Raw genomic sequence first — 13816 nt, 5'->3', positions numbered from 1 at the left:
CATGACTTCGGAAGAAATCAAGCAGCTGGATGAATCCAGCTTTATGCCTACCTATGGCCGCTTTGACGCCGTTCTTGTCAGCGGGAAAAACGCGACCGGTGTGGACTGCGAGGGAAAAGAATACATCGACTTTGGCAGCGGTATCGGCGTGAACAGCCTTGGCTGGGCCGACGAAGGCTGGACAGCCGCCGTGGCACGGCAGGCCGGGACGCTTCAGCACACCTCGAATCTGTATTACAATCCTGCTTCCGCCACCTTTGCTGCGGAGCTTTTGAAGGTATCCGGCTACAGCGCCGTGTTCCTCGGCAACTCCGGCGCGGAGGCTAACGAATGCGCCATCAAGCTGGCGCGTAAGCATGGTGTGGAGCAGTATGGGAAATCCCGCTGCGAAATCCTCACGCTCCAGAATTCCTTCCATGGCCGCACCGTCACCACGCTGGCCGCAACGGGCCAGGATGTGTTCCATCATTATTTTTACCCGTTCACGGAGGGCTTTGCTTACGCGGAGCCGAACGTCCAGAGCGTGCGGGAAAATATGACGGAAAACACCTGCGCCGTGATGATAGAATTCATTCAGGGTGAGGGCGGCGTGATGCCGCTCGATCCCCAGTTTGTCAAGGAGTTGGCGGCTCTCTGCAAGGAGCGTGGTGTTCTGCTCATTGCGGACGAGGTGCAGACGGGCGTGGGGCGTACCGGAAGCTTCTACTGCTGGGAACAGTACGGCGTGAAGCCGGATGTGCTGACAAGCGCCAAGGGACTCGGCGGCGGTTTACCGATCGGCGCGTGCCTTTGCACGGAGGAGCTGCGCGGCGTGATGGGAAGAAGCTCCCACGGTTCGACGTTCGGAGCCAATCCGGTGGTGTGTGCCGGTGCCCTCGAGGTGGTGCGCCGTGTCTCACAGCCGGAATTCCTGGCTGCCGTGAAGGAAAAGGGCGAATACCTGCGCTCCCGTCTGGAGCAGATGGACGGCGTGGCGGAGGTGCGCGGCATGGGTATGATGCTTGGCATTGTTCCCGCGCGCAGCACGGCTGCGGCTCTCTCCGCGGCCTGTGTGGAAAACGGCCTTTTGATTCTTACCGCGAAATCCCTTCTTCGCCTGCTGCCCCCGCTGACCATTACCCGCGAGGAAATGGACAAGGGGCTGGCGATTCTTGAAAAGGTACTCAGCGCCGCTCATTGATGGCCGCATACACGGAATCATTTTCAGAAACGGAGGCAACTGCCATGAAACATTTACTCAAGCTGCTGGATCTGACACCGGAAGAGATCCTTTCCATTCTCGATCTGGCGGATCAGCTCAAATACGAAAAAAAGCATGGAATCCCGCATCCGCGTTTGCAGGGCAAGACGCTCGGCATGATTTTTGAGAAATCCTCGACCCGTACGCGCGTTTCGTTTGAAACGGGTATGTACCAGCTTGGCGGGCATGCGCTGTTCCTCTCCTCCCACGATTTGCAGATCGGGCGCGGGGAAGCGGTGCAGGATACGGCGCGCGTTCTCTCCCGCTACTTGGACGGCATCATGATCCGCACTTTTGATCAGGAGGAAGTGGAGTCCCTGGCACAGTATGGCTCTATTCCGATCATCAACGGCCTGACGGATTTCTGCCACCCCTGCCAGATTCTCGCGGATCTCATGACCATCCGCGAACATAAAGGAACGCTGGAAGGATTGAAAATGTGCTTCATCGGGGACGGCAACAACATGATGAACTCCCTGATCGTTGGCTGCCTGAAAACGAAGATGGCCGTGAGCGTTGCCTGCCCGGAGGGCTACCGCCCGCCGCAGGAGATCCTGGAGTTTGCCGCACAGTACTCCTGCTTTGAGCTGACGGACGATCCGAAGAAGGCTGCCGTCGGGGCTGATGTGGTGATCACCGACGTGTGGACCTCCATGGGCCAGGAGGAGGAGTCCGAGAAGCGCCGCAAGGCATTTGACGGCTATCAGATCAACGCAGAGCTGATGGCGCTCGCGAAGCCGGACGCGATGGTGCAGCACTGTCTGCCCGCCCATCGCGGCGAGGAGATTACCGCCGAAATTTTTGAGGCTCACGCCGATGAAATTTTCGACGAAGCGGAAAACCGCCTGCACGCACAAAAAGCGGTTATGGTGACTCTGATGGAGGATAAGCACTGAATATCAGCTGACTGCGTGCAAATGTGAAGTTTTCGCCAGCCTTTTTCAAAAGGGCGCCGTGTGCCGGTGGCACACAAACAAGGCGCCGACCGGAGCGGCAGCGTAGACCATGCGGGGGTGAAGGGGGGCGCGGTGCGCCAGTGGCGCACGGATTAGCGCCGACCGAGCCGGCAGGCGAGACAACCCCCTTTCAGAACCTACGCGAAGCCACGGAAAAGCCAGGAAAAGAGCAAAGCGATTTTTTCCGGATGTTGATCACCAGACTCAAAACGACACAGATTAAGCGCTTCCCGTCTGATTGGCGTGAAGCGCTTTTTTCATGTTTAATTTATTCCATTCGGTATAAGGCGGAAAGCACTGTCCAACCTTGCCGGAAGGGGCGGGAAAGATTCCAGAATCCCACGCCGCGCAGGCGGAACCGGGCGGCAAGCCGCAGCTTCGCCCGTAAACTGCGTGCATCCTCAAACCAGACCTCGCGCTCCACACCGTTTTCCCGGTAGCGGAACCAGGGAGCTTGCGATTCCTCGCTGTACTGAATCGAAGCTCCCGCTTGCCGGGCCAACGCGATAGCTTCCTCATTGGAGACGGAACGGGCGCGCGTTTTTCCCTCCTCGAATGGCAGGGGCCAGTTGTAGCCGTAATTCGGGATCCCCATCAGCAGCTTCTGACGCGGGATGCACGTTACAGCGTAAGAGAGCGTTTCCTGTACCTTTGGGAGAGGGGAGACGGCCATGGGCGGTCCGGAAACATAGCCGTAATCGTAGGTCATAATCAGGACGGCGGAAACGGCTTCCCCAATGGCCTTGTAATCCAGTCCGGCGGTCAGGCGGGAGGTGGTGTCATCCGCGTTTTTCGCGGCCACCGCGACATACACAGGATACCCTTCCGGCTTGAGCGCGGCGGACAGGCGGCGCAGGAACGCCGGGTACCGTTCGCGGTCAACTGCCGGAATGTATTCAAAATCCACATCCACCCCGCAATGGCCGCGCTCGCGGATCAGGGCCAGGGTTTCGGTGATCAGGCGGTTCTGTGCTTCGTCACTGTTCAGAATCGCGTGCAAAATCTCGCTGTCAAAGCCCTCCGGCTCCCGCAGATTCGATATGCTCAGAAGGGTGGAGCCCTTGCTTTCCTGCACAGCTTCCCGCATGGCACTGTCGTTCAGGGCGGAAAGAGACCCGGAGCGCGACACCTCATGCGTAAAAGGGATCGCATACCGCATGGAGGGCAGGGAATCGAGCAAAAGATCCCGTTTGGTCGCCGGATAGGCATACCCGGTTGTTTCAAAGCGTCCCAGTGTGTTTTGCCTCCAGGAGATAATCAAACGCTCCCCCGGCTGCGGCCCGGTCAGAATCAAACCTGGATTGCAGCGCCAGAGCTGCCGTTCGCTTACACCATACCGGCGCGCGATGGAAGCGGTGGTGTCGCCCTGCCGTACCAGATGCACCCGTGCCGGATAGAGAATGGCGAGCGCCTGCCCCGCGACGGGTTCTTCTCCCTCAGCCAGCCCGTTTTCCCGGGCGAGCCGGGCGGCGGAAACCGTATAGGCGCGGGCGATCGAAGCGAGTGTTTCGCCCGGCTTTGTCACATGAATCAGCATCGTGGAACCTCCCTTTTACTGCCCGCTTCTTCCCGGATGGGACGATGCCGGAGCGTTGTCCCGCGGAAAGCGCGCTGCCTCCTTACCGAATATGTATGCGGCTTTTGGAGAAAAATAGCAGGGGACAAGAAGGAAATTTCTGCACGGCTGTATGCTTGACAAACGGTTTTCTTTTTGCATATAATAAGAATTGTATCAGGAGAATTTCCTGCTGCACGAGTGAAAGGCGAGGAAAGGGAAAAAGACGGCGCGGAGCTTCCAACAGAGATCCGGCGGATGGTGCGAGCCGGAGAAAGTGCGCTGTGGATGAGTCGCCCTGGAGCCGCCGCCCCGAATCCGTGTGGATAAGGGCGGACGTGTGGCCGCGTTAAGGCCGTCCTGTGAAAGCAGGCTGAGGGCCGCCTTGCGGCTGAATACGGGTGGTACCGCGGATGCAAGCATTCGCCCCGGACATGGCAGAGCGCCGTGCCGGGGCTTTTTTGATCCCCGAAGAGGGCGCAGAGATGATTGAAAGAGAAAGAGAGGAATCCAAACCATGAGCAAGGAGCTTGCCAAAACGTATGAGCCCCAGGAAGTGGAGGACAGAATTTACGAATTCTGGACCAAGGGAAACTATTTCCACGCTGAGCCCGATCCGAAGAAAAAACCGTATACAATCGTAATCCCCCCGCCGAATATTACCGGCCAGCTTCACATGGGCCACGCGCTCGACGAAACGCTTCAGGATATCCTGATCCGCTGGCGCCGGATGCAGGGGTACTGCGCCCTGTGGCTGCCCGGTACGGACCACGCTTCCATTGCGACGGAGGCCAAGATTGTCGAAGCTATGCGTCAGGAGGGCGTGACGAAGGAGGAAATCGGCCGCGAAGCTTTCCTGGAGCGCGCCTGGGACTGGAAGCGTCAGTACGGCGGACGCATTGTGGAGCAGCTGAAAAAGCTGGGCTCTTCCTGCGATTGGGAGCGGGAGCGCTTTACGCTCGACGAAGGCTGCTCGAAGGCGGTGCGCGAGGTCTTTGTCCGCCTGTATGAAAAGGGCCTGATTTATCGCGGTGAGCGCATCATCAACTGGTGCCCGCATTGCAGAACCTCCATTTCCGACGCGGAGGTGGAGTTTGAGGAGAAGGCGGGCCATTTCTGGCACCTGCGCTATCCTTTCAAGGACGGCTCCGGTTATCTGGAGTTGGCGACGACCCGTCCCGAAACGATGCTGGGCGATACCGCTGTTGCCGTGCACCCGGAGGACGAGCGTTATCAGAGTATCATCGGCAAGACGTTGATTCTGCCGCTGGTTGGCCGTGAGATCCCCGTCGTGGCCGATACCTATGTGGAGAAGGATTTCGGAACGGGCGTTGTGAAGATCACCCCCGCCCATGACCCGAACGATTTCGAGGTCGGTCTGCGCCACAATCTTGAAATCATCAACGTGATGAACGAGGACGGCAGCATCAACGAGAACGGCGGCAAGTACTGCGGTATGAGCGGACTGGATGCCAGAAAAGCGATTGTCCGCGATTTGGAGGAGCAGGGCTTCCTCGTCCGTGTAGAGGACATCAAGCACAACGTCGGCACCTGCTACCGCTGCGGTACGGTGGTCGAACCGCGCGTATCCAAGCAGTGGTTCGTCAAGATGAAGCCGCTGGCGGAGCCCGCGGTGGACTGTGTGCGCGACGGACGGATCCAGTTTATTCCTGAACGTATGAATAAGACGTATTATAACTGGATGGAAAATATCAAAGACTGGTGTATTTCCCGCCAGCTCTGGTGGGGCCACCGGATTCCGGCGTGGTACTGCCCGGACTGCGGTGAGATGATTGTCGCCCGCGAAGAACCGCATGCCTGCCCGAAATGCGGCTGCACCAATCTGCATCAGGACGAGGATACGCTGGACACCTGGTTTAGCTCGGCGCTCTGGCCGTTCTCGACCCTCGGCTGGCCGGAAAAGACGAAGGAGCTGGAATATTTCTATCCCACGGATACGCTTGTCACCGGTTACGATATTATCTTCTTCTGGGTGGCACGCATGATTTTCTCCGGTCTCGAGCACATGAAAGAGGTTCCCTTCAAGACCGTGTTCTTCCATGGTTTGGTGCGTGACGCGCAGGGACGCAAGATGAGCAAATCTCTTGGCAACGGCATCGACCCGCTGGAGGTGATTGCCCAGTACGGCGCAGACGCTCTGCGCTTCACACTGGTGACGGGTATCAGCCCCGGAAACGATACCCGCTTCTCGACCGAGCGTGTGGAGGCCAGCCGCAACTTTGCCAATAAGCTGTGGAACGCTTCCCGCTTTATCCTTATGAACATTGAAGGCAAGGAGGTCAAAAATGAGCTTCCCGCCCGCCTTGCAACGGAGGACAAATGGATCGTATCCGCCTTCAACCGTGTGGCGAAGGAGGTCAACGAGAATCTCGAGAAATTTGAGCTCGGCATCGCCGCACAGAAGCTGTACGACTTCCTGTGGGATCAGTTCTGCGATTGGTTCATTGAAATTGCGAAAATCCGCCTGACAGGAGACGACGAGCAGGCCGCGCAGGAGGTGCGCCAGGTGCTCGTGTGGGTGATGACCCGCACGCTTGCCATGCTGCATCCCTTCATGCCGTATATCACGGAGGAGATCTGGCAGACCATGCCGCACGACGGAGAGGCTCTGATCGTCAACTCCTATCCGTCGTACGATCCCGCGCTGGATTTCCCGGAGGCTTCCGCCCGTATGGAGAGCGTTATGGCCGCCGTGCGTGCTGTGCGTAACCGCCGCAGCGAGATGAACGTCGCGCCCAGCCGCCGCACTAAGCTGTATCTGGCCACAGCAAAGCCCGATGTATTCGTGGAAGGCACGGCTATTTTCCAGCGCCTTGCCTACGCGACAGAGCTGGAGGTTGCGGATTCGTTCACGCTGGATGGCGCAGTGACCATCGTAACGCCCGACGCCAAAATCTATATCCAGATGGATGAGCTGGTGGACAAAGCAGCAGAGATCGCACGTCTCACCAAGGAGCTTGAAAGCGCGGAGAAGCAGTATGCCACAGCGCAGGCCAAGCTTTCCAATGAAAAGTTTACCGGCAAGGCTCCCGCAAACGTGGTTGAGGGTGTGCGTCAGAACGCTGCCCGGCTGCAGGAGCATATCGCGCTGATCCGTTCGAGTCTGGAGGCACTGGGACGCTGAACATTGTGACGTGACAGGAAATCGGGCGGCATTCCAGCTGGTTTGGTTGAATGACACGCGCCGCCCGATTGACGGGGGGATATCGTGAATCGCTTATTTGTCTATTTGAAGGATTATAAAAAGGAAACCATTCTAGGTCCGCTGTTTAAACTTTTGGAGGCGTCCTTTGAGCTGTTTGTGCCGCTCGTTGTTGCGTCCATGATTGATGTGGGTATCAAAACAGGGGATACAGGCTATATCATCCGTATGTGCCTGGTTCTCGTTGCGCTTGGTGTGATTGGCCTTGTGTGCTCCATCACTGCCCAGTATTTCGCGGCAAAGGCGGCGGTCGGATTTGTCAAAAAGATCCGGCACGCCCTCTTCCGCCATATTCAGAGCCTGTCCTATACAGAGCTGGACACGCTTGGCGCGTCCACTATGATCACCCGCATGACGAGCGACGTCAACCAGGTGCAGAACGGCACCAACCTGACGCTGCGCCTGCTGCTGCGTTCGCCTTTTGTTGTGTTCGGTGCGATGATCATGGCCTTCACCATCGACTGGCAGGCGGCGCTGGTGTTTGTCGCTACCATTCCGCTGCTGTGCATTGTGGTGTTCGGCATTATGCTTGTCTCGATCCCGCTGTACCGGAAGGTGCAGTCCCGGTTGGATCGCCTGCTCGGCATTACGCGCGAAAATCTCACCGGTGTCCGTGTCCTGCGGGCTTTCTGCAAGGAAAACGAGGAGATTGCGGAGTTTGAAACGCGCAACGAGGATTTGACCGGCGTGCAGAAGTTTGTGGGCCGTATCTCGGCCCTGATGAATCCGGTGACCTATCTCATCATCAATTTTGCCGTCATCGCCCTGATCTGGACGGGTGCGCTCCGGGTGGAGTCCGGGATCCTGACACAGGGTATGGTGGTGGCTCTTTACAATTACATGTCGCAGATCCTGGTTGAGCTGATCAAGATGGCAAATCTGATTATCAACATCACCAAGGCGGTGGCCTGCGGAAACCGGATTGCCGCAGTGTTTGATATCACTTCGAGTCAGGAACAGTCTTCCGCCTCTCCTGAGACGAAAAAGGACGCGCCGCTGGTGGAATTTCGGGACGTTGCCCTGCAATACAAAAATGCGGGCGAGGATTCTCTCTCCGGTCTGAGTTTTACTGCGGCGGCAGGGGAGACGATCGGTGTGATCGGCGGTACCGGCTCCGGCAAATCGTCTCTGGTCGGTTTGATCCCGCGTTTTTACGACGCGACACAGGGGGCCGTCCTGGTCCAGGGCGCCGATGTGCGGGATTATCCGCTGGATGAGCTGCGCGGCATGATCGGCGTTGTACCGCAGAAAGCGGTCCTGTTCCAGGGGACCGTGCGGGACAATATGAAATGGGGCAATCCCGACGCGACAGACGATGAAATCTGGGACGCTCTTGCGTCCGCACAGGCGCAGGAGGTTGTGGAAAGCAAGGAGGGCGGTCTTGATTTTGTCATCGAGCAGGCGGGACGGAATCTGTCCGGCGGTCAGCGTCAGCGTTTGACCATTGCTCGCGCGCTGGTGCGCCGTCCGCGTATCCTGATTCTGGATGACAGTTCCTCGGCGCTCGATTTTGCCACGGACGCGGCGCTGCGCAAAGCCATCCGCGAACTGCCGTACTCGCCCACCGTGTTCCTGGTCTCCCAGCGGGCTTCCTCCATCCAGTATGCGGATCGGATCATCGTGCTGGATGACGGATGCCCGGTTGGCATCGGCACGCATGAGGAGCTTCTGGAAAGCTGCGGTGTGTACCGCGAGATCTACAATTCCCAGTTCCGGAAGGAGGATGCGTGATGGAGAAAAATCCGTATGTGCAGCGGGAAGCCTTGCGCAAGGTGCTGCACCGTCTCAAAAAATACCGTGTCCTCATTGTTCTTTCCATCCTGTTTGCTGCTGTTACGGTGGCGCTCACGCTGTATGTTCCTGTGCTGGTCGGTGACGCGATCGATCGGATTCTCGGTGCGGGACAGGTGGATTTCGCCGCGATTGCGGCGATCCTTTTGAAAATCGGAGTTTTGGTGGCAATTACTTCGCTGCTGCAATGGCTGATGAACACCATCAACAACAAGATCACCTTTCAGGTGGTGCGGGATGTGCGTTCGGAAGCCTTCCGCAAAATCCAGATTCTTCCGCTCAAATATCTGGATGCCCATTCGCACGGCGAGATTGTCAGCCGCGTGATTGCAGATGTGGATCAGTTTGCCGACGGTCTGCTTTTGGGCTTTACGCAGCTGTTCACCGGTGTGCTCACCATTCTCGGCACATTGGGCTTCATGCTGTCCATTCATGCGGGAATCACCCTTCTGGTGGTGCTGCTTACGCCGATTTCACTCTTTGTCGCCAGCTTTATTGCCCGGCGGACGTATGCGATGTTCAAGCTTCAGTCGGAAACGCGCGGCCGCCAGACGGCGCTGATCGATGAGATGATCGGCAATCAGAAGGTGGTGCAGGCCTTTTCCCATGAGGATGAGGCGCTGGAGCAGTTTGATGAGATCAATGAAAAGCTGGAAAAGTGTTCGCTTCGCGCGACGTTCTTTTCCTCCATCACCAATCCCGCCACCCGCTTTGTCAACAGTGTGGTGTATGCGGCGGTCGGCCTGACCGGTGCGCTTATCGCGATCGGCGGGGCGATTACCGTGGGTGATTTGACCTGTCTGCTCAGCTATGCAAACCAGTATACCAAGCCATTCAATGAGATTTCCGGTGTTGTCACGGAGCTGCAAAACGCACTTGCGTGCGCGGGGCGTATCTTTGAATTGATCGAGGAAGAGCCCCAGATCCCGGACGCGGAAAACGCCGTGGAGCTCAAGGCTGTACAGGGAAATGTGTCCCTGCATGATGTGGAATTCTCCTACGATCCCAAGCGTCCTCTGATCCGGGATTTTAACCTGACCGTCAAGCCCGGCCAGCGTGTGGCGATCGTCGGCCCGACAGGCTGCGGCAAAACCACGATCATCAATTTGCTGATGCGCTTTTACGATGTCCGAAGCGGTTCCATTTGCGTGGAAGGGGAGGACATCCGTGAAGTGACGCGCCGGAGCCTGCGCAGCGGCTACGGCATGGTGTTGCAGGAGACCTGGCTCAAAACCGGCACCATCCGGGAAAATATTATGATGGGACGCCCGGACGCAACGGAGGAGGAAATGATCGCCGCTGCCAAGGCCAGCCATGCGCATGGTTTCATCCGCCGCCTGCCGAAGGGCTATGACACGGAGATCACCGAGGACGGCGGAAGCCTGTCTCAGGGACAAAAGCAGCTCCTCTGCATTGCGCGTGTGATGCTCTGCCGCCCGCCGATGCTCATTCTCGACGAAGCAACCTCCTCGATCGACACCCGCACGGAGCTGAAGGTGCAGGAGGCCTTTGCCCGCTTGATGGAGGGCCGCACCAGCTTCATTGTGGCGCACCGCCTTTCCACCATCCGCGAGGCCGATGTGATTCTCGTGATGCGCGATGGAAGCATCATCGAACAGGGCAACCATGAAAGCCTGCTGCAAAAGGGCGGCTTTTACGCGGAGCTCTACAACAGCCAGTTTGCACATTAATCTGGTGTCGACCCCACCCCTGATAGGAAAATGGAAAAGCCCCTTTCCCGCATGCGGTTCATGCCGTTTGCGGGAAAGGGGCTTCCTGTTTTCCGTTTGGTCAAACCGGGTGGACCTTGATTTGGCTCAGTACCTGGCCGACGCTTCCGTTGATGAGCAGGCCGGCCTGTTCATCCATCGGGGTGGGACTGCGGTTGATTACGGCGAGGCGGTTTCCCTCAAAGTAACGGATTAACCCGCTTGCCGGGTAAACCGCCAGAGAGGTTCCCGCGATGATCAGCATATCGGCGGACGCGATGGCCTGTACCGAATGTTGAATCGTGGCCTCGTCCAGACTCTCTTCATACAGAACCACATCCGGCTTGATCACGCCGCCGCAGGTGCAGTGTGGCACTCCCTCGCTGTGCAGCATGAAGTCGAGGTCATACTGCTTGTGGCATTTCAAACAATAGTTGCGCAGCACAGAGCCATGCAGCTCATAGACGGTACGGCTGCCGGCGGCCTGATGAAGCCCATCGATATTCTGCGTCACCACAGCGGAGAGCCGCCCGGCCTGTTCCAGTTCCGCGAGCTTTTTATGCGCCGCGTTTGGCTGTGCGTTTGGGTACAGAAGCTTGTCCCGGTAAAACTCGTAAAATTCCTCCGTGTGCCGCTCGTACATGGTGTGGCTCAGCATGGTTTCAGGCGGATATTTGTATTTTTGGTTGTAAAGGCCGTCTGTGCTCCGGAAATCCGGGATTCCGCTTTCCGTGGAGACGCCTGCGCCGCCGAAAAAGACAATCCGGCAGCTTTCATCGATCCATGCTTGCAGCTGTTCGATATCATTCATCTGAAAGGCCTCCTTTATCGCATGAGAAGCCGTACGATCGGCAGCTTTCCGGCGTAGGGCGGGTAACGGACGGGCAAGTCGACGGCGGTGGATTTTTTCAGGATGCTTTTTTGGTGGGAGAAGGTGAGGAATCCCGCCTTGCCGTGGTACGCGCCCATTCCGCTTTCCCCAACGCCGCCGAACGGCATGTGCGGGTTGGTCAGGTGAACGACCACATCGTTGACACAGCCGCCGCCGAAACTGACTTCGCGCAGCGCGCGGCGTTCGTGATCGGGATCATGCGTAAAGAGATACAGAGCCAGCGGCTTCGGACGCTTGCGAATTTCGGCCAATGCCTGCGAAAAACTGCGATAGGGAATCAGGGGCAGGATGGGTCCGAAAATTTCTTCCTGCATCACAGGGCTGTCCCAGGATACGCCTGTTAAAAGAGTAGGGGCAATTTTGCGGCTGCGGTCGGAGAAGGTGCCGCCGGTAATGGGCGTACCGCGCTGCAAAAGAAGCTTGAGGCGTTCCATATGTTTTTCGTTGATAATTTTTCCGTATTCGGGATTCTGTATCGGTTCCTCGCCGTACATGCGGCGCACCGCCCCGGCAAATTCACGTGCGAAGCTGTGCAGCATGGTTTCGTGGATCAGTACGTAGTCGGGAGCCACGCAGGTTTGGCCTGCGTTCAGCAGCTTTCCCCAGGCGATCCGCCGTGCGGCCAGCGCGATATCCGCCGTTTCGTCCACGATGCAGGGGCTTTTTCCGCCCAGCTCCAGCGTTACGGGTGTGAGATGCTTGGCAGCAGCTTCCATCACCACACGTCCGACAGCGGGACTTCCGGTAAAAAAGATATGATCAAATTTCAGGGCAAGCAATTCCTGGTTAACGGCCGCTCCGCCCTGGAAAACCGTGACAAGGCCGGAGGGGAAAGCGCTTCGCAGCATGTCCTCCAGAACGACGGCTGTTTTGGCGGCATAGCGGGAGGGCTTTACCACGGCGCAGTTTCCTGCGGCGAGAGCCGCGGCAAGCGGAGCCAGAGTGAGCTGTACGGGGTAGTTCCAGGGGGAGAGGATCAGCACCACGCCAAGCGGCTCCGGCCGGACGGAGCACACGCAGGGAAACTGTGTCAGCGGGCCGCGTACCGGCTTTGGCCGCATCCAGTTTTTTAGGTGGGCGCGCAGTTCCCGGATTTCCTCATAAACCACGCCAAGCTCCGTGGCATATGCTTCAAAGGAGGATTTTCCGAGATCCTCCCGCAGGGCGGTGAGCAGTCGGGTTTCATATTCTTTCATCGCGTCGGCAAGACGTTTCAGGGCGGCGAGCCGGAAACCGGCGGAAAGCGTCACCCCGGATTCAAAAAAGCGCCGCTGGCGGCTGAGGGCTTCTTCGCAATGTTCCATATCAATTCTTCCTCCTGTTCCGGCGCGCGTTGTTTTGCGCCATCTGTCTTTATTGTAGGCGAGCACCGGGCGCTTTGCAAGAAAATTTTCTGTGAAGCATTGGGAAAGTTGACAGAATTGGTTGAGAGGGAGGGAGGAATTTGCTATAATACCCTCAGTGACAGGTTGACCCAGCTGCTTGGCAGCTGTTTTTTGGAGGACGTTTTTATGCAGGAAATATCACAGAGAATTCTCAAAGAAGTCAAAAAGACGGTGATCGGAAAGGATGACATCGTCCGAAAGGTTTATATGACCATCCTGGCCGGAGGCCACATTTTGCTGGAGGATATTCCCGGCGTCGGCAAAACAACGCTGGCGCTCGCGTTTGCGAGGGCAATGGCACTTCGGTTTCGCAGGCTCCAATTCACGCCGGATGTTACGCCGTCGGATATCACGGGCTACTCCGTGCCGGATCCGGCAACGGGTAAGCTGCAATACCGTCCCGGTGCGGCGGTGTGCAATCTGTTCCTGGGAGACGAGATCAACCGTGCCAGCCCGAAAACCCAAAGCGCGCTGCTGGAGGTAATGGAGGAAGGGCAGCTGACCGTGGACGGCGTGACGCGCCGCATTCCCCCTCCGTTTATCGTGATTGCCACGCAGAACCCGGAGGGATCGGCGGGTACGCAGCCGCTGCCGGAGTCCCAGCTGGATCGCTTTATGGTGCGGCTGAGCATGGGATATCCCAGCCCGGAGGATGAGGAGCGGATTCTGATGAGCCGCCAACCCGGTTCCGAGCCGGAACCGGCCGCTGAGACGGTAATCCAAAGCGAGGAGCTTCTGCGGATGCGCGCGGAAACCGATCAGATCTATCTTTCCCAGGAAATGAGCCGGTATCTGGTCCGGCTTGCGAACGCGACCAGAGAGAGCGAGGAACTGCGCCTGGGAGCCAGCCCCCGCGCAACGCTGGCATTGGCCGCCATGAGCCGCGCGGGTGCGTATCTGGAGGGGAGAGATTATGTCGTGCCGCAGGATGCAGCCGCGGTGTTCCTCGATGTGATGTCGCACCGCGTCAAGCTCAGCGCCAAAGCGCGCATCAGCGGAAAGACGGCTTTCGATGTGCTGGCGGAGATTCTGCGCGCGGTGCCGCAGCCCGCGCTCCACAAGTAA

At 57.9% G+C, this 13816-nt stretch carries 9 protein-coding genes and 1 other annotated feature; of the genes, 6 read left to right on the top strand and 3 right to left on the bottom strand.

The annotated features are described in order from the left end of the window. The first annotated feature begins 1 nt into the window (after nt 1). Both B5F35_RS09070 and argF read left to right on the top strand, forming a co-directional pair. Nucleotides 2-1180 (top strand): aspartate aminotransferase family protein, encoded by a 1179-nt coding sequence (locus B5F35_RS09070; protein ID WP_087240193.1) that lies wholly within the window; start codon nt 2-4, stop codon nt 1178-1180. A gap of 44 nt (nt 1181-1224) precedes the next feature. Beyond that, nucleotides 1225-2136 (top strand): ornithine carbamoyltransferase, encoded by a 912-nt coding sequence (gene argF / locus B5F35_RS09065; RefSeq protein WP_087240191.1) that lies wholly within the window; start codon nt 1225-1227, stop codon nt 2134-2136. Nucleotides 2137-2464: 328 nt separating this feature from the next. Here the strand turns inward: argF and B5F35_RS09060 are convergent, their stop codons facing one another. Beyond that, nucleotides 2465-3733 (bottom strand): glycosyl hydrolase family 18 protein, encoded by a 1269-nt coding sequence (locus B5F35_RS09060; RefSeq protein ID WP_087240189.1) that lies wholly within the window; start codon nt 3731-3733, stop codon nt 2465-2467. A 220-nt stretch (nt 3734-3953) separates the two neighbouring features. Beyond that, nucleotides 3954-4185: a binding site (T-box leader), on the top strand. An 83-nt stretch (nt 4186-4268) separates the two neighbouring features. Between B5F35_RS09060 and B5F35_RS09055 the strand changes: the two genes are divergently transcribed. The 3 genes from B5F35_RS09055 to B5F35_RS09045 all read left to right on the top strand — a co-directional run bounded on the left by B5F35_RS09055 (nt 4269) and on the right by B5F35_RS09045 (nt 10456). Further along, nucleotides 4269-6896, top strand: coding sequence for a valine--tRNA ligase (locus B5F35_RS09055; protein ID WP_087240187.1), 2628 nt, complete (start codon nt 4269-4271; stop codon nt 6894-6896). A gap of 84 nt (nt 6897-6980) precedes the next feature. Beyond that, on the top strand, nt 6981-8705 hold the full coding sequence (locus tag B5F35_RS09050; RefSeq protein ID WP_087240185.1) for an ABC transporter ATP-binding protein: 1725 nt from the start codon (nt 6981-6983) through the stop codon (nt 8703-8705). Then, nucleotides 8705-10456: an ABC transporter ATP-binding protein gene (locus B5F35_RS09045; protein WP_087240184.1), complete on the top strand. Its 1752-nt coding sequence runs from the start codon at nt 8705-8707 to the stop codon at nt 10454-10456. Before B5F35_RS09050 ends, B5F35_RS09045 begins: the two co-directional genes overlap by 1 nt. A gap of 100 nt (nt 10457-10556) precedes the next feature. Here the strand turns inward: B5F35_RS09045 and B5F35_RS09040 are convergent, their stop codons facing one another. Next, nucleotides 10557-11285: an NAD-dependent protein deacylase gene (locus B5F35_RS09040; protein ID WP_087240182.1), complete on the bottom strand. Its 729-nt coding sequence runs from the start codon at nt 11283-11285 to the stop codon at nt 10557-10559. 14 nt (nt 11286-11299) lie between these two features. Next, nucleotides 11300-12670, bottom strand: a complete 1371-nt coding sequence (locus B5F35_RS09035) for an aldehyde dehydrogenase (protein ID WP_087240180.1) — start codon at nt 12668-12670, stop codon at nt 11300-11302. Between the two features lie 207 nt (nt 12671-12877). On the opposite strand from B5F35_RS09035, the gene B5F35_RS09030 reads away from it, so the two are divergent. Continuing rightward, nucleotides 12878-13816 (top strand): AAA family ATPase, encoded by a 939-nt coding sequence (locus B5F35_RS09030; RefSeq protein ID WP_087240256.1) that lies wholly within the window; start codon nt 12878-12880, stop codon nt 13814-13816.

This window comes from Anaeromassilibacillus sp. An200 (assembly GCF_002160025.1).
GTDB lineage: Bacteria > Bacillota > Clostridia > Oscillospirales > Acutalibacteraceae > Caccousia > Caccousia stercoris.
Note: the sequence above shows the minus strand (reverse complement) of the source record. Positions and strands in the feature narration are given on the sequence as shown.

Excerpts from the sequence above, each read along its gene's own strand:
- B5F35_RS09070 (WP_087240193.1), top strand. The coding sequence starts at position 2 with ATGACTTCGGAAGAAATCAAGCAGCTGGATGAATCCAGCTTTATGCCT.
- argF (WP_087240191.1), top strand. The coding sequence starts at position 1,225 with ATGAAACATTTACTCAAGCTGCTGGATCTGACACCGGAAGAGATCCTT.
- B5F35_RS09060 (WP_087240189.1), bottom strand. The coding sequence starts at position 3,733 with ATGCTGATTCATGTGACAAAGCCGGGCGAAACACTCGCTTCGATCGCC.
- B5F35_RS09055 (WP_087240187.1), top strand. The coding sequence starts at position 4,269 with ATGAGCAAGGAGCTTGCCAAAACGTATGAGCCCCAGGAAGTGGAGGAC.
- B5F35_RS09045 (WP_087240184.1), top strand. The coding sequence starts at position 8,705 with ATGGAGAAAAATCCGTATGTGCAGCGGGAAGCCTTGCGCAAGGTGCTG.
- B5F35_RS09040 (WP_087240182.1), bottom strand. The coding sequence starts at position 11,285 with ATGAATGATATCGAACAGCTGCAAGCATGGATCGATGAAAGCTGCCGG.
- B5F35_RS09035 (WP_087240180.1), bottom strand. The coding sequence starts at position 12,670 with ATGGAACATTGCGAAGAAGCCCTCAGCCGCCAGCGGCGCTTTTTTGAA.
- B5F35_RS09030 (WP_087240256.1), top strand. The coding sequence starts at position 12,878 with ATGCAGGAAATATCACAGAGAATTCTCAAAGAAGTCAAAAAGACGGTG.